19 protein-coding genes are annotated in these 22145 nt (G+C 45.8%); 9 read left to right on the top strand and 10 right to left on the bottom strand.

From position 1 onward, the window contains the following. Nucleotides 1-12 precede the first annotated feature (12 nt). The 10 genes from TRQ2_RS08385 to malE all read right to left on the bottom strand — a co-directional run bounded on the left by TRQ2_RS08385 (nt 13) and on the right by malE (nt 15269). Complete coding sequence (locus TRQ2_RS08385; protein ID WP_012311225.1) at nt 13-1962, bottom strand: beta-galactosidase; 1950 nt, start codon at nt 1960-1962, stop codon at nt 13-15. Nucleotides 1963-1974: 12 nt separating this feature from the next. After that, nucleotides 1975-2934 (bottom strand): ABC transporter ATP-binding protein, encoded by a 960-nt coding sequence (locus tag TRQ2_RS08380; protein WP_012311224.1) that lies wholly within the window; start codon nt 2932-2934, stop codon nt 1975-1977. Between the two features lie 21 nt (nt 2935-2955). After that, complete coding sequence (locus TRQ2_RS08375) at nt 2956-3831, bottom strand: ABC transporter permease (RefSeq protein ID WP_012311223.1); 876 nt, start codon at nt 3829-3831, stop codon at nt 2956-2958. Between the two features lie 16 nt (nt 3832-3847). After that, nucleotides 3848-4852 carry an ABC transporter permease gene (locus TRQ2_RS08370; protein ID WP_012311222.1) on the bottom strand — a complete coding sequence of 335 codons (1005 nt, stop codon included), beginning with the start codon at nt 4850-4852 and terminating at the stop codon, nt 3848-3850. A gap of 70 nt (nt 4853-4922) precedes the next feature. Then, nucleotides 4923-6824: an ABC transporter substrate-binding protein gene (locus TRQ2_RS08365; protein ID WP_012311221.1), complete on the bottom strand. Its 1902-nt coding sequence runs from the start codon at nt 6822-6824 to the stop codon at nt 4923-4925. A 153-nt stretch (nt 6825-6977) separates the two neighbouring features. Then, nucleotides 6978-7979 carry a LacI family DNA-binding transcriptional regulator gene (locus TRQ2_RS08360; RefSeq protein WP_012311220.1) on the bottom strand — a complete coding sequence of 334 codons (1002 nt, stop codon included), beginning with the start codon at nt 7977-7979 and terminating at the stop codon, nt 6978-6980. 15 nt (nt 7980-7994) lie between these two features. Beyond that, nucleotides 7995-9815, bottom strand: a complete 1821-nt coding sequence (locus TRQ2_RS08355) for a glycosyl hydrolase 53 family protein (RefSeq protein WP_012311219.1) — start codon at nt 9813-9815, stop codon at nt 7995-7997. Nucleotides 9816-9829: 14 nt separating this feature from the next. After that, the gene (locus TRQ2_RS08350) at nt 9830-12301 is read right to left on the bottom strand and encodes an ABC transporter permease subunit (RefSeq protein WP_012311218.1); all 2472 of its coding nucleotides are present in this window, start codon (nt 12299-12301) and stop codon (nt 9830-9832) included. Beyond that, complete coding sequence (locus TRQ2_RS08345; protein ID WP_012311217.1) at nt 12301-14034, bottom strand: DUF4896 domain-containing protein; 1734 nt, start codon at nt 14032-14034, stop codon at nt 12301-12303. Before TRQ2_RS08345 ends, TRQ2_RS08350 begins: the two co-directional genes overlap by 1 nt. A gap of 59 nt (nt 14035-14093) precedes the next feature. Next, the gene (gene malE / locus TRQ2_RS08340; RefSeq protein WP_004080109.1) at nt 14094-15269 is read right to left on the bottom strand and encodes a maltose/maltodextrin ABC transporter substrate-binding protein MalE; all 1176 of its coding nucleotides are present in this window, start codon (nt 15267-15269) and stop codon (nt 14094-14096) included. A gap of 326 nt (nt 15270-15595) precedes the next feature. Here malE and TRQ2_RS08335 point away from each other — a divergent pair, with 326 nt between their 5' ends. Genes TRQ2_RS08335 through TRQ2_RS08295 form a run of 9 tightly spaced genes read left to right on the top strand, consistent with a single transcriptional unit; the run spans nt 15596 to nt 22138 of the window. Continuing rightward, nucleotides 15596-16063, top strand: a complete 468-nt coding sequence (locus TRQ2_RS08335) for a Na+/H+ antiporter subunit E (RefSeq protein ID WP_012311216.1) — start codon at nt 15596-15598, stop codon at nt 16061-16063. After that, nucleotides 16060-16308: a cation:proton antiporter gene (locus tag TRQ2_RS08330; RefSeq protein WP_004080106.1), complete on the top strand. Its 249-nt coding sequence runs from the start codon at nt 16060-16062 to the stop codon at nt 16306-16308. The genes TRQ2_RS08335 and TRQ2_RS08330 overlap by 4 nt, the downstream gene beginning before the upstream one ends. After that, complete coding sequence (gene mnhG / locus TRQ2_RS08325) at nt 16305-16628, top strand: monovalent cation/H(+) antiporter subunit G (protein ID WP_004080104.1); 324 nt, start codon at nt 16305-16307, stop codon at nt 16626-16628. The genes TRQ2_RS08330 and mnhG overlap by 4 nt, the downstream gene beginning before the upstream one ends. Further along, nucleotides 16625-16867 (top strand): Na(+)/H(+) antiporter subunit B, encoded by a 243-nt coding sequence (locus TRQ2_RS08320; RefSeq protein WP_012311215.1) that lies wholly within the window; start codon nt 16625-16627, stop codon nt 16865-16867. The genes mnhG and TRQ2_RS08320 overlap by 4 nt, the downstream gene beginning before the upstream one ends. After that, nucleotides 16864-17628, top strand: a complete 765-nt coding sequence (locus TRQ2_RS08315; protein WP_012311214.1) for a Na(+)/H(+) antiporter subunit B — start codon at nt 16864-16866, stop codon at nt 17626-17628. The genes TRQ2_RS08320 and TRQ2_RS08315 overlap by 4 nt, the downstream gene beginning before the upstream one ends. Before the next feature lie 6 nt (nt 17629-17634). After that, complete coding sequence (locus TRQ2_RS08310) at nt 17635-17973, top strand: sodium:proton antiporter (RefSeq protein WP_004080098.1); 339 nt, start codon at nt 17635-17637, stop codon at nt 17971-17973. Next, nucleotides 17970-19370 carry a complex I subunit 5 family protein gene (locus tag TRQ2_RS08305; protein WP_012311213.1) on the top strand — a complete coding sequence of 467 codons (1401 nt, stop codon included), beginning with the start codon at nt 17970-17972 and terminating at the stop codon, nt 19368-19370. Before TRQ2_RS08310 ends, TRQ2_RS08305 begins: the two co-directional genes overlap by 4 nt. Nucleotide 19371: 1 nt before the next feature. Next, nucleotides 19372-21252: a proton-conducting transporter membrane subunit gene (locus TRQ2_RS08300; protein ID WP_012311212.1), complete on the top strand. Its 1881-nt coding sequence runs from the start codon at nt 19372-19374 to the stop codon at nt 21250-21252. 4 nt (nt 21253-21256) lie between these two features. Then, nucleotides 21257-22138: a respiratory chain complex I subunit 1 family protein gene (locus tag TRQ2_RS08295; protein WP_012311211.1), complete on the top strand. Its 882-nt coding sequence runs from the start codon at nt 21257-21259 to the stop codon at nt 22136-22138. The last annotated feature ends 7 nt before the right edge of the window (nt 22139-22145 follow it).

The raw sequence follows: 22145 nt of genomic DNA, 5'->3' as shown, positions 1-22145 counted from the left end.
GTTGGATCCCCCTCAGTGTTCGTTTTCCCTCCATATCAACAGTCCGTAGGGAGGAATCTTTTGATCTCCTAGAACTATCTGAACCTTTGCTGGTATTTCTAAATCTACCTCCTCAGAGGTGAAATTGAAAGAAAAAACATATTCACCTCTCCTTTGAATGCGTATTCCTTCTGGTAATCTTTTCGTTTCAATTCCTGATTCTTTTGAAAGTGCTTCAAAGAAATCTACAAGAAATTCTCTGTCAGGCCAGAAAGAAAGGTAAAAAACGTTGTCTTTCCGGAATATGGCTCCAAAACCATCTTTGAATCTTGCGATCACTTCCGTGATAGTAGGATCCACGTCCTCCCTCCAGATCAAGACGGGATACTCTTTCCCGTTCCAAATAAGAGTTTCAGCGTTGTACCCAAGGCTTTCAACTTGTCTTACTTCAACGGGTATGAGCTCTTTGAGAAGACCTGGGGGCATCTCGGGAGGAATCTGGAACGTCTCTGTTTTGCTTCCGCTTCTTGGGCCAAGTACGAGAAGACCGTCGTATTTTTTAAACGTGTTCAGAACCTCTTCCTTCACAATGGCAAGACTTGGAACAACGACCATTTTGTATCCGTCCAGTGAAGATCCAGGGGGTACTATATCCACGTTCAGACCAAGACTTCTGAGCGCGCTGTAGCATCTGAAGACAAGATCGAGGTAGTTCGCCCCCTCGCCGTGCGGTTGTATGGAGAAGATCCATGCTGTTTCATAATCGAAGACAAGTGCCACTTCGCTTTTCACGGGTTCATTGATATCGATGTTTTTGAGCTCCTCGAAAACCTGCTTTACCTCATGGTATCCAGGGGAAGGTGCTGAATCCGGTGCCAGAAGTCCGGAGTGCATCTGCTCCTGCGCGAAAGGAACCTGCCTCCATCTGAAGTAAGAGACCACCTCCGCACCGTGTGCGAATGCCTGCCACGTCCAGAGTTTCACTGCTCCTTTGGCAGGCCAGAGATTGTAAGGAGCCCAGTTCACAGGTCCTGCTTGCTGTTCCATCACCCAGAATCTTCCCCTGCCCACTCCTCGGTACAGGTCGTGTGAGAAGGAGATGATGTCCGGGTGTCCTACTCTATCGAACGGATTTTTCGTCTCACCCTTCATTCTCAGAAAAACGAGTGTGTGTCCGAGTGGGTAGTTGTCCCAGGATGCAAAATCCAAGTCTCTTGAAAGTTTGTAATGGTCAAAATCTACAAATCCTCCCATGAAATTGTGTGTGATGAATCTTCCAGGAGAATACTCCCTTATGATCTCCACTTGAAGCTTGTTGAATTCCACCACCTGGTCGGAAGCGAACCTGTAATAGTCGAGAAGATGAGACGGGTTTGGATCGGCAGGAGTGAGATTCGGAAGCTCTATTTCGTCGAAGGATCGATACTCCTGGCTCCAGAACACTGTTCCCCACGCTTCATTCAATTTCTTTATGTCTCCCTCGTACTTTCTTTCCAACCATTTTTGGAAGGCTTTTTTGCACCTCGGACAGTAGCACTTAACCGTATCGTGACAGCCGTATTCGTTGTCCGTCTGCCAGCCTGCGACTGCCGGGTGTTTTCCGTACCTTTTCGCTATTATGGTGACGATTCTTTTCACTTCTTCTCTATAGACAGGGCTGGAGAAGCAGTAATGTCTTCTGGAACCAAAATTTTTCACCCTGCCATCTTTATCAACGGGAAGGATCTCCGGGTGTTCATCGATGAGCCACTTCGGAGGTGTAGCTGTGGGAGTTCCCAGTACGATCTTGAGCCCCATCTTCTCTGCCAGCTCAAGTGTTTTGTCGAGCCAGTCCCAGTTGAACTTTCCACGCTCAGGCTCTATCCTGCTCCAGGCGAACTCTCCAATCCTCACGTACTCTATCCCGAGTTCTTTCATCCTTCTGAAGTCTTCTTCCACTCTCTCTATTCCCCAGTGTTCAGGATAGTAACAGACTCCGAGCATCACAGTCCCCCCTCACTTTTTGTAGATATGACATTTCACCAGCACACCGTCCACGAGAACATCATCTGGCTTTTCATGTCTGCAGATCTCTTTCACATAGGGACATCTTCCCGCGAATCTGCAACCTTCTTTCAGATATTCTTCGTATTCAGTGTCTGAGACTGTGATTTCTCTGGACCATTTCTTTTCTGGATCAGGGTCGGGAATGGATTCACAAAGCAGTTGTGTATAAGGATGCTTTGGATCAATCAACACTTTGTCAACGGGTCCCGTTTCTACGATGTTTCCCCGAAACATGATGGCTATTCTGTCGCTCACATAATATGCCGTTGCTAGATCATGCGTGATGTAAATAACACTGACTCCCAACTGATCCCTCAACTTTGCAAATAAATTGACAATGGACATTCTCAGTGATGCGTCAACCATCGAAACCGGTTCATCTGCGATCAAAAGAGAGGGATTACTCAAAAGTGATCTTGCAATGGAAGCCCTTTGAAGCTGTCCACCTGAAAGTTCGCTTTGATAACGACCGTTAATATCTTCAAACTTCAGACCAACAAGTTGGAGTTTCTCATCTATTAATTTCTCTGCTTCGTTTCTTGAATTTGCAAGTCCATAGTTCATAACAGTTTCGAAGAATATATCATCTACCGTAAGCAGTGGATTGAAACTCTCAAAAGGATTTTGAAAAACTGCCTGCACCTTTCTCAAAAAATCTTTTTTTCTCTTTTTCCACCATTGGATGCTATTGCCTTCAAAAATGATATCGCCACTGGTTGGTTCTTCAAAGCCTAATATCATTTTGGCAGTTGTGGACTTACCACAGCCACTCTCTCCAGCAAGGGTAAAGATCTCTGCCCTCTTTAAAGAGAAAGATACACCGTCAACAGCCGTTATTTTCGATCTGAAAAGGAGAGAACCTATTGAATACACCTTGGTAAGATTCTTCAGAATCAATATATCTTCCACGCAATGACACCTCCGCTATTGCTACTTTCCAGCACCAACTCTCTGAAAACGTGCCCTTGGATCGAGATACTCACTTATACTCACCGATAACCAGTAAAGGGCTATGAAAAGCAATACAGCGGTTACTATAGGAGCAGCAAGCCACCACCATAACCCAAGGAACAAAGCTTGTCTGGTTATAGCTCTCTGAAGCATGGTCCCAAGTGTCGGAACGGTAGGATCTATTCCTAATCCCAAGTAAGCCAAGGTAATTTCCATCCCGATTGCCCACGACATGTTGTTTATAAAGGTCGTGAATATCACAGGTAAAACGTGAGGAAGAAGTTGCTTACCAACGATTTTCATGGTTGACATACCGGAGAGAACTGCTACACGAACAAAATCTCTCTCCCTAACGCTGAGTACCTGAGATCTTATAACACGTGCATCCCAAGCCCACGAAAAGAACGCCAGTAACAGACCCAGGTTGACAAACGATCGAGCCCAGTCTTTTAGAATCATGGAAATCACTATGAGAACAATCAAAATTGGCAGAACCATTGTTGTATCTCCAATTGTCATCAACACCCGATCCAATGTTCCACCTTTATAACCCGATACTATTCCAACAATAATTGCAATGATACGTGAGAAGAAAGCTGTTATGACAGCTATCAAGAGTGAATTTCTAACAGCAAATGTTAAACGCCAGAATACATCCTGACCGAGCCAGTTAGTACCAAAAGGATGTTCAAAAGAAGGGGGAAGTCCACGTGGTACCTGGTATATGCTTACGGGATCATACGGTGATACATAAGACAATAGAGATAGAACAAGAAGGAACAGCAAGGCAATGAAAGCTACTGTGAATCGATAATCTCTAAAAAGATCTCTGAAAACTCTTACTATTTGTTTCATCTTCTCACCTTACCTTTCATCTGTATCTCACTCTGGGATCAAACAATGGATAGATCAAATCCAACAGGAGAATAGAGGTTGTAATAGCAATTGTAGATATACACATCACACCCATGATCAGATTGTAATCTGCCTTCATGATGGAATCGTACAAGATCCATCCTATTCCTGGATATGCAAAAACCATCTCGGTGATGAGGGCACCCGAGAATATACCACCAAACTGAAGACCCAGCTGGGTTATCATGGGAAGCATTGCGTTCTTAATCACGTGGTTTTGCACAATCATTTTTTCTGTAACTCCAGCTGTTTTTGCGTACCAAACATGGTCTTCAGATTTTACTATCTGAACTATCAATTTCATGCTCTGAAACTGCCAAGCAATTCCTACTATCATGAGAGTGAGCGCAGGAAGAGTACCATGTTTTACGATACTCAGAATGGTTTCTAAATCGAAGGAAAGTTTTTGACCTATGCCAATTCCTCCGCTGAGAGGAAATATAGGAAAAACGTAAGCAAACAGAATCAAGCAGACCAGAGCCATAACGTAGTAAGGGATAGGTCTTATTATCATGACGACAACATCGAGTGCTTCCATCCAACGTTTTCTATAGTATCCCACAATTCCTCCAACGATCACAGCTATTATCCAGCTCAGGATGGTTGTAAGTGATAGCAATCCAACGGTCCAGGGAAGAGCCTGAGAAATAACCTTTGATACAGAAACTGGAAACCTAGAAAACGAAGGTCCAAAATCACCTGTGAGTAATCTTTTCCAAAAGTTCAAATACTGTTCCCAAAGTGTTCCTTCAAGACCGTAGAGCTGTCTTAGTGTTCTCATCATTTCTTCCTGCTGTTCTGGTGGAATGTAAACGCCAAAGGTTTGGTACTGCTGAAGTTGCTGTTTAACAGGATCTGTGGGAAGTAACCTTGGAAGAAAGAAAATCGCTGAAAGACCTAAAAATGTTACTATGAAATACTGAAGCAAGCGAGGTATGAGGTAACCTTTTATGAAGTTCATATTTGATCTTTTCCCCCTTTGTTCTTTTCAAGTTAAGGGAGGGGGGAACCCCTCCCCGAAAGTTCCATGATCATTTAGCAGGTTTGACCATGTGGAGCAGGTACTTCAGCTGGGGCCAGGTGGTGAAGTTGTCACATCTCGCATAATCGTTTTCTGGACTTGGGAAGTTGGTCCAGTAATACTCATCGAAGACGATCGTTATAGGACAGTTGAACACCGGTATTGCTACCATCTCTTCAATTTCGAGCTTCAATCCTTCGACTCCAAGATCTATAACTTTTTCGTAATCGTTCCAGTCTGTTTTTTCGAGTTCCTCTATGATTTTGTCCATTCTGGGATCACTCCACCTAAGAGCACTACCAAGTGTCAGTTCACCAATGGGTTTTACAAAATCGCTTCTGAACGCATTGAAACATCTGTAAAGATCCGGATGGAATCCCCATGGTTCACCAGCAAAACCACCGTGTGCTGTGTTGACCACCTCAAACCGTCCTTCACCTGCGAGCGTCGCAGCGGCAGAGGAGACATTGAAGACGACATCTATACCGAATTCTTTCCACTGTTCGGCGATTCCCTCTATGATGATGTTAGCCATATCTGTAGGATCTGGGCCTCTGAGTATGGTTATCTTCCACAGGTCACCATTTGGTAGATGCCATTTTCCGTTTTCATCGCGGTAGAAACCATGTTTTTTCAACAGTTTCTCCGCTGCATCTGGAGCGTATTTCCACCAGCCGTAACCCAGAGTCAGACGCACTTCCTCTTCATTATTTGGATCGATATCCACTTTGTACATTTTCTGAGCCCATTCCAGGAGTTTCCATGGAGCCTGTGGATCCCACGGTTTGAAGGTTTCACCGTTTCCAAGATCCAGTGCTAGTTCCCCCAGCCACGGTTCCAGTCTCTTGAAATACCATTCGTAGAAGTTTTTGTTGACAACCAGAGGAAGTCCTGGAGTCATAGCGACCATTCCGTCGTACGTTGAAATGGCGAGTTTTACTATGTCTATGGACAAAGCTAGTGCCCATCTCACGTCTTTGATGTTGTACGGATACACCATGAAGTTGAAACCAGGTCCTCTCGTGGAAATATCTCTTGGATCTATGTATGGCCATGTTTTTCTGTAACTTCTGGTATTTTTGCTCATTCTCAGAAGTGTAATCAATTGTTCTGCCGATCCCTGAAGAACGTCCAGTTCGTGCCTCAGCATAGCCATCGTGTTCTTCTCAGGAGTACCGTAGTTTATGAAGAGGACGTACTCAGGAACAGGTTCACCGAAGAGTTGACCAGTGACTGTTCTCTGCCAGTCTTTTCTCTTCTCCCAGAGCACCCAGTATCCTGCGGGGTCATAATCTTTCAAAACGTATGGTCCTAAGCTTACAGGTGGGTTGAAGTCGAAGGATACCACATCTTTTACCTTTTCGAAGATGTGTTTTGGCATAGGTCTTAATGCATTCCATCTTTCAACAAAGTAGGCATGGAACCTACTGTTTGGTCTCTCAAGTTCCACAACGACCGTGTACTTGTCAAGGGCGTAGACATCTTTCACATCTTGCATCGGGCCGTGATAATCCAGACCGGGTGTGTCTTTCACCGTTTTAATCGTGAACACAAAGTCGTCCGCTGTGAATTCAACCCCGTCGCTCCAGTAAATTCCTTTTCTGAGTTTGATCGTAAGCTTTGTGAAGTCTTCGTTGTAGATAGGAGGCTCCGCAGCGAGTGCGTTGATGATCCCGCCTTCCTCAGGGTTGGGGTTGATGGTCCAGAGAGGTTCGGTGACGAACTGGTGAAGACCGCAGTTTTGAGCTCTCCATCCTGCCCAGAGGTTCCAGTTACCTGGTGCGGGAAGTGGTGCAAAGAGGAAAGGCAGTATCAACGTCTTTTCCCTAGGGATACCAGGTGGTAGCATCTGAGCCATTACCGCTGAAATAGCGCTGAGGACTAAAAACACGAACACAAGAACCTTTTTCATGAAAATCCCCCCTCTACTGGAGTCATGTAAATGATACCGTGAACGTTCACGTAAAGTCAAGAATAAGAAAAGGTTGAAAAAAAGAAAAAGAAAAAATTAATCGCAAATAAATCCTTTTATTTCCAGATAATCACCTGCAATTGTCAGAAAAGACTAACCACTTTCCCTCACAACGAGCTCCACGTCCAATATCACCCGTTTTCTTCTCTTTCTTCGTCCTTTTAATCTTTGAAGAAGCATCCTGAAGGCCTCAAAACCCATCTCAAATTTCTTAATCCTCACCGTTGTCAGAGACGGGCAGACAAAGGAGGAGTAAACGATGTCGTCGTAGCCAACAACAGCCACATCTTCTGGTATACGATATCCACACTCTTTCAAGGCTTTTATCACACCAAAAGCGAGTAGATCGTTGTAACAGAAGACCGCATCGAATTCAAGTCCCTTTTCAATCGCTTCCCGCATCGCTCGATATCCACTCTCTATGTCAATGTCTGTTTCAATGATCATTTTTTCACTGAATGGAATTCCGTACTCTTTCAAAGCCTTTCTGTATCCTTCAAGTCGCATGTAGGCAGCCGATTTGAACAGATATCCGCTGATCATAATGATGTTTTTTCTTCCTCTTTCTATGAGATGTCTGGTTGCAAGATACCCTCCCTTTACCTCATCACTGTGGATCTCATCCACTTCTAACTCTTCGAAGTGTCTGCCGACTATGACGAAGGGAACTTTTCTTTCGATCAAAGCTCTTATATCGTCTGATTTATCCTGAACAGGTGTTATGAGAAGACCATCGACTCTCCTCTGGAGAAGCACTTCTATAGCCTTCTCTTCATTTTCGTAGATTCTCTCAGTGTTCATGAGCATGATCTGATAGCCGTACTTTCTCGAAGCGGCTTCTATTCCCTTCAAGACCTCCGCGTAGAACGGGTTGGCACTGTCGGCTATGATGACCCCCACGATGTTCGTTTGCTTGCTCCTCAAAGAGGAAGCGGTGGCATTTTTCACGTATCCCAGTTCTTGTGCAATTTTCAGTATCTTTCTTCTGGTTTCTTCGCTAATGTCGGGCTTGTTGTTGAGTGCCCTTGAGACTGTGTTTATGGAAACACCCGCTTTCTCTGCTATGTCTCTGATCGTAACGTACTTTTTCTTCATGTTCTAACCCTCCGGTTACTCTTCTCTGAAAAGATAGAAATCATCAATGAACCCCCAGTCACCTGCCCTTCCCTCGACAGAAACGGTAATCTTTATTCTTCCTGTTTCAACTTTTATGTTCCTTATCTCCGGGTTCTTCCATTCGAGCCAGCCCGTTGTTTCAACTTCTACAGATCGTTCATCTCCTCCGTAATCACTTACCTTCAGAGCAATCTTCACACCTTTTTCTCCATGGGTCCAGAACCCTACTCTGTACACACCTGCTGGAAGTTCCACTTCTTGTGACAGTTCGAAACTGAAGGATTCATCGAGCCAGAAATTCACTGCGTACTCTCCCTGGTGCGCATTGCTTGAAGGATTGACTTTTACAACTTTCACCGCTTTTTTGTCTCCCGAGACCTGCCAAGGCGAAAATTCTCCTGTTTCGAAGCCCGGATTTTTCAGATAGTTTCTGCTACCCTTCACGGTGAGTGTCGCGAAAATTTTCCGGTCAATGTCTTTAATGTAGCCTTCCACTTTGTAAACACCGGATTCTTCAACAAGGGCAGAATCAAAGTTCCATTCGACAGGTAAAGATCTGATGGAATCGTCGCTGAACAGAACTTTCACAGCATCTGGAAATTTTGGAACCTCTCCCAGGTTGGTTGTAACCTCCACAGGAAGGATCTCTTTTATCGCAATCTCCACTGGCGATGATGTTTTCACCAGTTTGAAAACATTCAGTGATGGGAGAGCGTTCCCACTGAAATCGAACATAGCTTGGTTGTCCCAGGGGTTTCCTTCTCCGGTTTTCCATCCAGCCCCCCTCACAGGGATCCAATCTCCTTCCCAGTAGAAAATCCCGAGTCCATGGCCGTTGGGAACGCTGTTTACCACTTCCATGAGATCTCTCAGAAATGTTGCCTGTCCCTGAACGGTTGCCTTGTAGCCACCTGTTAGTTCCATTTCTTCACCATTGAAGATGTTGGGATAACCATCTCCATCCTCGAGTGTCCAGGCGTAAGCTGTTTCAACAACGAGCACATCCTTGTTATATCTTGTGGCTATGTCGTAGAGGTTGTTTTTCAGATCCTCGAGGGTTCCGTGCCAGTACGGGTAGTAAGATACACCTATTACATCGAAGTCCACGTTTCTTCTTGTGATCTCGTCGAAGAACCATCTGAAGAGAGAGTTGTTTCCACCTTCCGCCAGATGAATAACGATCTTTATATCCGGATCAACCTCTCTAACGGCCTTGATGGCAGCTTTCAAAAGTCTTGTGAATCCGTCGAAACCACCTGCACCTTCTCCAGAAATCTTGCCGTCAGGCCAGAGAAAACCGTTGTTCACCTCATTCCCCACCTGGACCATATCTGGTAGTGCCCCGTTTCTTCGCATGTGGTTCAGTACAAGTTTCGTGTAGGAGTAAACCGCCCTCTCCAGAAGTTCTCCATGAAGATATTCCCACTCTTTTGGTTTGTTCTGCTTTCCAGGATCCGCCCACCAGTCGCTGTAATGGAAGTCAAGAAGCACTTTCATTCCGAGTTTCTTTGCCCTTTTAGCGATTTCTGTCATCTTCAGGTAATCGCAGTTTCCTCCTCCGAGAGGATTTCCATTCTCGTCTCTCGGATCATTCCACACCCTCAACCTGATCCAGTTTATTCCATGATTCTTCAGTATTTCAAGACAATCTTTTTCCACACCATTCTCGAAATATTTCCCACCCAGTTGCTCGATCTCGTAGAGCATAGAAACATCCATTCCAAAGATGAAATCCTCGCACAGGTTTTTCACCGGGTTGACTATCAAACCAAAGGCCATGGAAGAAATCATCAGCACGAAAAGCACCCCTCTCATCAAACCAACCTCCTTCATTCTTTAACTGCACCCCTTGTAAGACCACTCACGAGATACCTCTGGAGTGAGAGGAACAGAATCACCATCGGTGTCATTCCAAGAAGGGCTGCCGCTGTGAAAAGTCCCCATTCCGTTTCATATGGACCCGTGGCGAACGCTTGAAGACCAAGAGCGTACGTGTAGTGCCTCACATTTTGAAGGATTATCCTCGCAACAACGTATTCGTTGAACGTTCCAATGAAGACCAGCAGGAACACCACCGTGAGAATTGGTCTTGCAAGTGGAATTATGATCCTGTAGAAACTCTGGAAACGCGTTGCTCCATCGACGATGGCTGCCTCCTCAAGCGAGGTGGGAATTGTGTCGTAGAAACCTTTTATCAAGTACATGTTGTAAGCGATGTTGGTGAGATATGCGAAGATCAAACCACCTAGAGTGTCAATTCCTATGAATGGAATGTACTTTCCCATGAAGTTCAGAAGGTCGTATATGGCAATCATGAAGATCACACCCGGGAACATCTGTATCAGAAGGAGTGCCATGATTCCGTAACGCCTTCCAAGGAATCTCATCCTGCTGAAGGGATAGGCCGCTATCGCACACACGGTCGTTGTTATGAATGCCACTATCAGGGATACGATCACGGAGTTGAGAACCCACAGCCAGAAATAGTGTTTCGTTTTCTGTTTCCAGATCTGGTCTATTCTGAAAAGCTCTCTGTCTATATTTCTCAGGTCTTTCTTAACTTCGGAGAATGGTACAAGGTCAATCAGGTTACCGGCCCGCCTCGATGCAACTGACATGTTCGCCCTGACTCTGTTGACGAAATCCATTTTCACAATGTCGTACATTCTGCTCAGAACACTCGAAGACACGTACAATCCCTGAGATGAAAGTGATATGAGATCACCGGAAGATCTTTCGAGGTCGCTCAGTGAGGTGTGCATTTCTTCCAGTATTGCTTTCAGATTCTCCGGGAAAACATCGAATTTGCTTGCAAAATCTCTGTACTCTTCTATCCACCGCATCTCTTTTACCACTCTGGATATTCTGCTGTAGAGTTCGTCTTTCTTCCAGTAAGAATTCATGAAATCGCGAAGAGTTTTCAAAGCGGAGGAGTATCTGAGAAGATCAGTTTTCTTGAAAGCTTTAACTCCTTCAAGTGAGGAAATTGTTTTCTCAAGATCGTATCTGAAGACGATCAGGTTCAGCGTTCTTTGAGGTTCCAATAGTTTCTGCTGAACCTCAGAAATTTTCTGCTGATACTCAGAAATTTTCGCAGTTAGATCCTTTTCCTGGATCTCAAGATCCTTTAGACGCTTATTGAGAACGTTCAGAACCATTATTCTGTCTTTTATGCTGGCAATAGTTTCGGCGGCTTCCTTCAGAATTCTGATGAGCCTCGGATGCAACTCTTCGTAAATTTTCATAAGATCGGAGAAAAGGAGACGGTTTCTCAAATCTTCGTTTCCTTCGGAGAGTTTTGTAAGCTCCTTTTTCAATTCCACAAGTAAATCTTTCAAAGAATCGTATTCAGCGAAAGTGATCATTTCATCGAGGAATTCATTCAGCATCTGAACAGCTTCTGAGGTGTTTCGGGAGAATTCTTCATCGGCCACAGGAAACGGGCTGCTCAACGCAGTTTGTCTTATTTGTTCCCTGAGATTGTTGAGTTCTGAAAGTGAGATCTTTATTCTTTCCAGCTCCGGTATTATGTCTTTTTCGATCACGAGATTGGCCTCCATTACATCATCCTGGAGATCACTGTACTGTTGTCTGAGAGAAGACATCTCCTCTTTCACAGCATTCAGTTCTCTTTGAGTTTCTTCAATGAGTCCATCGTATCCATCAGCCAATTTTTCGTAGCTTTCTTTCAGACTCTCTATCGCTTTTTCGTATCCGTCTCTTGTACCGGTGTCAACACCCGTGAACCTTTCCAGTAACTCTTTCAACGCCTTGTGAGCTGTTGAATTGTATCTTTCCTTTGAAAGAACGAGATAAAGAGCCGCTCTGTTTTCTACCGAATCATTCAGATCCGGTATCTGGATGGATGAAAGAAGTTCCCTCATTTCCTCGATCGTTCTGTTTTTTATCTCTTCGGAGTGATCGTTCAAAAAAGCATCAACTCTTTCAAAGGAATTCACAGCGTCGTTCAACCTAGCCTCCGTCTCTGACAGATAGGATTTCACTTTTTCGATAGAACTCCCTACAGCGTCCTTGAGTTCTTCCTCAGACCAGGTATCGTAAGGTTTTACCTTTGAAATCATTGCCTGGAGATCCTGCACGAGAAAAGGAAGATTCTTTTCGGGTGCCACAAGATCCCTGTAGTGTTGCAGAGTCAGTCGTGACGTGAACAGTTTCGAGGAAAAGGCCGCTTCATCTCTTCTGAGAGACGTTGTTACTACCCAGACAACGGGAAACAGAATCACCGCAATTATGAAAATGAGAAAGATGTGTGTAAAGATATTCCCTCTTCTCTGCACCATTATCTGCTCACCTCTTCGAATGCACCAGACAGCTTGAAGTTTACGAAGCTGATTCCTCCGACTAGGAAGAAGATGAGTATTGAAATGGCACTGGCAAAACCGAAGTCCTGTCCCTGACCACCTTCAAACGCCAGTTTGTAGACGTAAGAGATCAAAATATCTGTGTATCCTGTTGGAGTGGTCGAGTTAGGAATTGGAGGCCCACCACCCGTAATCAGATATATGATGGTGAAGTTGTTGAAACTGAAGGCGAAACTGCTGACGAGGAGAGGTGCAACGATGGTCATAAGGAGTGGAAAGGTGATGTGTAAGAATCTCCTGAATCTTCCTGCACCGTCTATTGCCGCTACCTCGTAGAGCTCTGGTGGAATGCTCTGAAGGGCACCGAGTGAGATCGTCATCATGTACGGAAACGTGAGCCAGACGTTGACGAGAAGGACTCCCACACGTGCCCAGAAGGGATCGTTGAACCATTTTATTGGTTCGAGGCCAAAAAGAGGTAAAAGGAACTTGTTGATCACACCGTAAGACTCGTTCAGAAGTCCATTGCGCCAGACCAGAGCCGAAATGAAAACTGGAATGGCCCAGGGAATGATCAGAAGCGTCCTGTAGAGGTTTCTTCCCTTGAGTCTTGGGTTGTTCAAAACAAGCGCAAACGGAAGTCCCACAGCGAGGGAAAGGACCACGCTGAGAACAGCCCACACGAAAGTCCAGAGAAATATTCTGAAGAAAGGACCGGAAACCTTTGGATCTTTAACGATCCTCAGGAAGTTTTTCCATCCCACAAAATCTATGAATCCAACAAGGAACGTCTCGTTCCCATTTTCGTCCACATCGTAGAAAGCACCTTCACGTTCTACCACTTCTCTTCCCGTGAGATTGTTCACTACTGTGGTTTTTATCTTCATTTTCACACCGTCGTATATTTCTTTGTAAGCCAGTCTGTAGAGCCTCTCCACGTACATGAATCTCCATTCTCCATCCGGAGCAATTCTCAGGGCCAATTTTTTTCCATCGGGAAGCACGTATTCTGCGTTCACCAGATAACCCTGAGCTATTCTGCTCTTGAAGTAAGGTGCATTCAACCTCAGAATCTCGTCATCGGGTGAGTAGAAGCTCTTGTAGGTCTTCTCACCACGTACTACAAGATTGATCTCCGAGAGATCCGCAGGCCATGGAACAATCCTGAAGGTGTCGCTGTTCAGTGAGATCGTTTCACCCGTGATCGGAACCAGATTGAACTGACTCAGGAGAACCTCCTGACCTCGTGCGACAACTGGTTTCGGTCTTTCACCAAGGAAAATGGTATCTCCCGTTTTGAAAAGTATTAGGAAGTCATCAGTGGGAGAGAGGCCGTCGTACACCACGAACACCTTATATGAAACAGGAGTCGAATCTACCACATAGGAAAAATTTGGGTCATAGAGAAGTCTCTCTATAGCTTCCTGTCTCGACATGAAGTGGCCCGTTCCATAATTGGTGAATGCCACTTTGAAGGTGAAGTATATCGGATAGAGTACAAGAACAAAAAGCAGAACAAGAGCAGGTATGGTGTATCTGTAAGGATATCCCTTTGGGTTGATGATGAAGAAATCTATTAGAACTAACAGAGAGAAAAGCACTATCGAAAGTTCGTAATACTCGTTCTGGAAAAGAAAAACACCTGCCCAGAAGAGAGCGATGTTCAAAATGGCAAGAAGAAACCAGAGAAACAATTTAACGATGTTTTTCACTGTTTTCCCTCCCTGAACGTATGGAAGGGGCTGGAAACCCAGCCCCGTAAAATTTTATGTTACTGAATCTGAGCTTTGATTCTTTCAACGGCGTTTTTGAGCGCTTCTTCGACCGTTGCTTTTCCGTTCACAACGAGATTGAGCGCATCGTTCATAGCGGCCCAGACAGCGGCCATCTGTGGAACGTTGGGCATTGGAATACCGTTGGCTGCGCTCAGTGTGAAGCCAACTACGTCTGGGTTATCTTTCACAAGTTCGAGCACGTCCTTTCTGGAGGGAAGTCTTGGATCTCCAAGGTAGATTCTGTACATCGTTTCCTTTTTTGCAATGAAACTGGTCAGGAATTCGATGGCAAGGAGTTTGTTTGGGGATTTTGCGTTCACCATGAAGCCCTGGACCCCAACGAAAGGTCTTGCAGGAACGCCAGGTTCCAGATCGGGGATTGGGGCTACACCATAGTCTATTCCTGCATCCTTGTACGCCTTAATGGCCCACGGTCCGTTGATGATCATCGCCGCCTGGCCTTCCCTGAACATGGAATCCATGATCTGATAATTGTCACTGGGATCCAGTATTCCCTCATCAACCAATCTTTTGAGGAGTTTCACACCCTTGATGGCTCCTTCGTTGGCCAGTCCGATATCGTTGACGTCCAGTCCTTTTTCTGTCTGTTTGAATACGTATCCACCGTATCCGAAAATGAAAGGAGCAATGTAGTAAAACTCGGCCGCTGAGGTGATGAAACCTCTCACTTCTCCTCCAAATTCTTCATCGATCTGTTTTGCTATTTCTATAAGCTCGTCCATGGTCTTTGGGGGTTCAGGAACATAGTCCTTGTTGTAGATGAGTGCGATCGCTTCCATGGCGTAAGGAATACCGTAGAGTTTTCCACCGTAAGAGAACGCGTTGAGAGCGGTTTCATAGAAGTTTTTCAGGTCACTGAAGTTTGGAATGGGTTCGATCAAACCGTTGACTGCGAGTTCGCCTACCCAGTCGTGTGCTCCAACGATGATATCTGCACCCTGTCCCTCAGGAGCTGCTGTTAGGAACTTAGACTTGATGTCTTGGAAGTTCACGTACTGCACTTCAACCTCTACGCCGTACTTCGCCTTGAACTCCTCTCCGAGTTTCTGAAGGATGTCAACCTGCTTCTCAGAGCACCAGATGGTGAGTTTCGGTTGGGCGAGGACAACTAGAGAAACGACAAGCAAAGCGATCACCAGAAATTTTTTCATACCACCTTCACCTCCTTGCGGGTAGATATTACCATACGTAAACGTTACCGTGAAAGTTACCGTGATGTCAAGCGACATCCCGAGGAGATTTTCGATGTTATTTCCAAATAATTTCCTGGAATCGACTTTTACGTCCAGAAAACGAATATTTCTGTGTTTCGTTTACATAATCTGGACTGTTTTGGTCTAAATTTCCCTCTTCGTTCTCTTCGAAACAGGTTTTTATCTCTACTAATTAGGTTGACATTATCGATTCAGAAGAGTAAAATTACTCTTGTGTTGTGATTGTGAAAACTTTCTCTTTCAATCCCAAGGAGGTGTGATGAGTGAGCGTTTTTCTGACGAGTTTGATATTGTGGCTCGTGATCACCAGGTTTTCCTATTCGGAACTGCTCGCAGGAATCGTGGTTTCTCTAGCCGTGTCTTTGATTTTTCGAAAGTACCACGGTATCAGATTCGATGCGAAACTACCACTGAGAATCGTCCGGTACGCGGTGATGTTCCTTCCCATCTTTATCATAGAGATGGTGAAAGCCAACATCGATGTTGCCTTGAGGGTCTTGAATCCACGCCTTCCGCTCAAACCGGGCTTCGTTGAATTAAAAACGAATCTGAAAAAAGATGCTTCCCGCCTCTTTCTTGCCAACAGCATAACCCTCACCCCTGGAACGCTCAGTTTGGATGTGAAAGACGACAGGATTTTCGTCCACTGGATCGAAGTGAAATCCACCGAAGAGAAAGAAAGATACATTTCCGGAAAATTCGAAAGACTCATCAAGGGGGTGTTCGAATGAGTTTGCTGTTCTTCGTTCTCGTTGGAGCCGGTGTTCTGCTTTCATTCATCAGGGTAATAATAGGTCCCACCTCCTCTGACAGAGTAGCGGCTCTCGATACGATGAACGTTATGCTGACAGGACTCATAGTCTTCCTCGCCTACGTCTTCGACAGAGCAATTTATCTGGATATCGCCCTTGTTTACGCCCTTCTTTCTTTTCTGGAGACGATCATCGTATCCCGCTATCTGGAGGGGAGAAAATGAACGAGGTTATCGGAGAGGTGCTGATAGCGATAGGAGCGTTTTTCTACTTTCTCGGAGGTCTCGGTGTTTTCAGAATGCCGGACGTTTACAACAGACTCCAGGCGGGTACCAAGGCCACGACTCTTGGAACCTTCTCAACCGTGTTGGGAATCGGCATCGCAAAACCGGAATTTCTTTTGAAAGCCATCGTTATCATCGCGTTCATCGCTCTTACAAATCCTGTTGGAAGTTCTGTGCTGGCTCGAGCTTCTTACCTTTCTGGTGTGAAACCGTGTGAGTGCACGGTCATCGACGAATACAAAGGTGGTGATGAAGGATGAATCTGCTGATATGGCTGACTGGAGGTATGATGCTGATCGCTGCTTTCTTTGCAGTTGAAGCGAAAAAAGTTCTGGACAGCGTCATAGCCTTCTCATCGCTCAGTCTTCTTTCGGTGTTTCTTTTCATCATCATGAAAGCTCCCGATGTTGCCATAACGGAAGCATCGGTTGGTGCGGGTCTCACAACGGCCGTTCTTCTCATTACACTCTTCAAAATGGGAAAGGATGATGAAAAATGAGAAGATTCTTCGCCATTCTTATATCGGCCGCGTTCGTCTACGTGATGCTTTCATTCGTCACCACCTTGGAACCATTCGGAAAGATCGATCTCTCCAGAAGAGTCTCCGTTCATTACCTGGCGAAGGATGTAAACACCGTTGATTCCAGAAAATGGATCGAGGGAAACTTGCAAGTACCTTCTGAAAGAAGAATATACGGCGAATCGAATTTAGAAGACGGAAGTGCCAACGTGGTGACATCAATTGTCGTCAACTACAGATCTTTCGACACTCTGGGAGAAGTGACTGTGCTTCTTGCCGCTGCCATCGGTGTGGGAACGATCCTTCGAGGAAGCAGGAGGATGAAATACAGAAGAGAGCCGAATTTCATTCTCAAGGTGAGCACAGGAATCCTTCTGCCTTTGATCCTGATGTTCGGTGTTTACATATTCGTTCACGGCCACCTCTCACCCGGTGGTGGATTTCCCGGAGGTACCGTCATAGCCGCAGCGATTCTGCTTTTATATCTCTCGAACGAAGAATTCACATTGAACGAAGGAAGAGCAAAGCTTCTCGAAGGATCGATGGGTGCTCTCTACGTTCTCGTGGGATTGATCGGTCTGCTCACCGGCGGTGCTTTCCTTTACAACTTTCTGTCTACGGGAAGAGTAGGAGATCTCTTCAGTGCCGGTGTGGTTCCCGTTGTTTACATCATCATCGGTCTCAAAGTCGGATCGGAACTCTCCGGAGTTATATCAGAGATACACCGGAAGGGAGAGTGATTCGAGATGATCTATGTGATATCCATTCTCCTCGCAGGAATAGGAATTTACGGCTTGCTCACGCAGAAAAATCTCTTCAAGCATCTCGTCTCACTCACAATCATCGATACGGCTGTTAACCTGTTCATAATAGCGCTTGGTTACAGAGAAGGAGACGCACCCATATACACAGACAGAGTCATGAACTTCTCGCTGAACTTCGTTGACCCTCTACCACAGGCTCTCGTTCTCACAGCGATCGTCATAGGTGTTGGTGTGCTGGCACTCGGAGCTTCTCTTCTCGTTCGGATCAAAGAAAAACACTCCTCACTTGATCTCGAAGAGATGAAGGGAGTGAAAGAATGATCAGCCTGCTCGTGGCTGTGCCACTCCTCGCGGCTTTCGTTTCGCTTTTCTGGAAAAAGGCGTCAGATGTTCTGTTCTCGCTGGTGGCTCTGTTCAACGTGATCGTAGTTCTCAGCAAGTGGTTTCCGGGCGTCGTGGAGATTCATGCCATGGGAAACTGGAAACCGCCGTTTGGTATAAACCTCGTTCTGGACGATGCCAGTTTTTACGCTGCTTTGATCGTGAATCTCATCTTTTTAATGGTTTCGTTTCTTCCGGTGGAGACAAAGAAAGGATACGAAACCTCTCTCATGCTCCTTCTGGGGGCCACGAACGGATTCGTTCTGACGGGAGATCTCTTCAACTCGTTCGTCTTCATGGAAATAATCACGATAACGGCGGTCACGATAGCCGCGAAGAGAGAAAATTTCTACAACGCTTACAAATACCTGATACTCGGTGGCATTGCTGGATCGTTCTATCTTCTGGCAACAATCTTCGCCTACGGCGCAACGGGAAGTTTGAATATGGCTCACATCGCAATGGTTGGACTTTCTGGAAGCTCTCTACTTGCGGTGACCATGCTTTACACGATCGGTTTTGGAGTTGAGGCGAAACTGTTCCCGTTGAACGGATGGGTCCCCGGAGTTTATGGTGGAAACGAGATCTCTCCGATCGTTCTCGGAACGGCCGTTTCGTTCGCGGCTCTTTACATGCTCGGAAGACTCTTTGGAACGGTATTCCATGGCAGTGGATTGAACACTCTGTACGTTCTCTCCCTCGTTACGATCCTGACCGGTGAGATGGCGGCACTCAGAGAGTCCAGACTGTTGAGAACTTTCGCTTATTCGAGTGTCGCACAAGCCGGAGTTGTGGCTGCGATGATATCTAAGGGAACAGAAAATGCCTTGAACCTTGCGTATTTTCATCTCACGAACGATGTTATAGCGAAGTTTGTGATCTTTCTAGTGGCAGGTTTTCTGGTTTACAGTTACAGAGATCTGAATGGAGTTTTCAGAAAACACAAATTGCTTGGAATTTCTTTCAGCATGGCCACGTTTTCTCTGGTAGGGTTTCCAATGTTCGCAGGCTTTCAGAGCAAGATCAGGATGATCATGGAAGCTTTCTCAACGAAAGATTTCCTGTTTCCGGCTGTGCTTCTCATCGCAACAGCCATCGAGGTTGGATACGTGATCAAATGGAACGTGAGACTCTGGTTCGAAGAAGAAACCTTTGAGGAAAGATCGAAAGTATCTCTCACGATCGGGTTTTTCTCTTTTGCCCTCGCGATCCTTCTCGTTGTCGTCTTTCTGCAGCCCGATGTGTTTCTTGAAGGAACACAAAAGATGGCAAAAGCCCTTCTGGACACAGAAAGTTATGTGAACGGTGTCTTTTCTGCGGTGAAGGGAGGGATGTGACGTGGCACTGGGTCTTCTCCCATTAGTTCTCCTCACACTTTCCATTTTCATCTACCTCGTCTCGAAGATGAGCTGGAAAATGGGAGCGCTTCTGAATTTTCTGGCAGGGCTCTTCACTATTCTGTACATCTTCACATTGAAGGTGGGCACTTTTGAGAAGCTGGACCTGTTCGGTTTAAATATCCAGTTTGAATGGACGAACGTATCTTTCTATTTCTCTTTTGTCAGTCTTCTGGTGATTGTGTCCGTGATGCTCTTTTCCACGAAATGGCTCGAGACTCAAAAGTATCGTGCAAGCTACAATATGTTCCTGCTCATGGTAACGGCGGGATCACTCGGTGTCTTCATGGCTGCTGATCTCATCACGCTCTACGTTTTCTGGGAGATAGCAGTTCTCTCTTCGCTACTGATCGTTCCCATGGAAAAGAAAGAGGCACGAAAAGCAGTCGTTGTGTACGCGGTTATGAGTGCTGTGGGAACGTACGCTTTCCTCTATGGAACGTTTCTCGCGTATCAGAGATATGGAACGTTGAACATACACGGCATAGCACAGGGTATGCTCAACGACACTTCGATAGGGTTCAAAATGGCTGTGTTTTTGCTCTTGAGCGCGGCCGGTATAGCAAAAAGTGGAATATTTCCATTACACATCTGGCTTAGAGAGACTCATGGTCTTGCACCAAATGCGTTTTCTTCAGTACTTTCCGGACAGTTCATCAAACTCGGAAACTACATCTTTTTACTCGTTCTCTCCGTTATACCTTCCTTGAAAGTTTTCTCAGAAGTCACCGTTTATTCGGGAATCCCTCTTCCAAACTACATCCTCATCGCTCTTGGAAACGTGTCGATCGTGATAGGAACACTCATGGCAATAAAGCAAGATGATATGAAGATGCTCATGGCTTATTCCTCGGTTGCGAACGGAGGTTACATCCTGATAGGAATCGGCACCATGGACCCACTGGGCTTCGAAGGAGGAATGTTCCACATCTTCAACCACGCAGTCGCTTCTGCGGTTATATTCATGGCTTTCGCTGCGGTCATTTACAGAACGAAAACACAGAAGATCAGCGAAATGGGTGGTCTGATCCACAAAATGCCCGTTACTTTCCTGGTTTATCTCTTCTCCATCATCTCTCTTGCCGGAATTCCTCCGATGAGTGGCTTCATCTCGAAGTGGATGATTTACCAGGCACTGGTCAGAAAGGGTATGTTCATAACCGCTTTCTTGGCATTCTTTGGATCGATAGGATCTTTCCTATACGTCTTCAGGCCACTTGCAGGGGTGTTCCTGGGACAGCTTCCCAGAAAGTACAGGGACGTGAAAGAAGCCCCCGCTGTGATGCTGACACCCATGGTTCTTCTTGTTCTAATCAGTTTCTTCTTAGGAGTGTGGCCCTTCCCCATCCTTCAGGTGATCGAAAAAATCAGGGTGGATCTGGATGTCGCACCTTCATTCAAAATATCTGATCCGGAGAACTGGCTTGTGAAGGGATTCGCGGGAAGCTGGAATCCCGTGCTCGTCTTCGGCCTATTTCTTGTGGGCTTCATCGTTGCTTACATCCTTTACTCTCTCTTTCCAAGGCCAAAGAAAGTGGACCTTCTGGCACCTCACAGGGAGGAGGGAACGCCCATCAACATCTACACGGGCGGAGAGTTCATATACAATCCAGATCTCTACCACTACAACACGAAATTCTACGCAGGTTTTGAAAGAATGTACGAAAAACATCCATCGTGGGAGAAACTCCTCAAAATGTTCGGGAAGCTGTTCCACGACGCCGGAGAATGGATACACAGCTGGTTCTTCGAACCTTCCTCCTCGGCTTACACTTTCTGGGTTGTTGTGACTCTACTTCTCGTATTCTGGGTGAGGTGGTGAGAGGATGATAAAAGCACTGTTCAACCTCGTTCTTGCCTTCTTTCTCGTTCTATCTCTTGAGGGAATCGCAAGGAAAATAGTCGCGAGGGTCCAGAGGAGAATAGGACCTCCCTGGTACCAGAACTTCATAGATGTCTTCAAGGCGCTGTCGAAACATCCATTCAGCAACGGTTGGATCTTCGATTTTGGAGTCCTGATGGCGCTCGGGGGATCCATCGCAACGGCCATGCTCATGCCTCTTGGCTCCTTGAAATGGACTCCGTTCCCAAACACAGATAACTTCTTCGTGATCACGTACCTGTTCACCGTTGGTGCTCTCGGCATGGCGATGGGAATGGTGGGAAGCGGAAACCCCTGGGCTTCCATAGGTATAAGCAGGGCGCTCACACAGATGCTCGGCTACGAACTACCGTTCCTGGTCGTTATGGCATCCGTCATATTCAACTATAAAACCGCGTCGATACACCAGTTGATAACCCTTCAAGGAGAGAAATGGAACCTGTTCAGTATGCCTCTTGGTGCAATTGTGGCGTTTATCTCACTCATCGGAATGATGGGAAAGAAACCCTTCGACATCGCTATCGCTCCCGCTGAAATAGCCTCCGGTCCCATGGTGGAACTGTCTGGAAAGTATCTCGGTCTTCTTCAGATCATGCATGACTTCTCACTGTTCGTGGAAATCTCCCTCTTTGTGAACGTGTTTCTCGGTGGAGGGAGCCTCGGTTGGTTCCTCGTGAAATTCGTGACCGTCTGGGTCGTAGCAGTTCTCATCTCTTCTGTTCTTCCGAGGTTCAGAATAGAACAGATGCTGAAGTTCTACTGGGGTGTTCCTCTTGGACTTGCCTTTTTGAACGCACTCTTTGTGGTGCTCGGTTTGACACTATGAGGAGGTG

This window comes from Thermotoga sp. RQ2, from assembly GCF_000019625.1.
Taxonomy (GTDB): Bacteria; Thermotogota; Thermotogae; order Thermotogales; family Thermotogaceae; genus Thermotoga; species Thermotoga maritima.
This window is presented reverse-complemented; position numbering and strand designations above follow the sequence as displayed.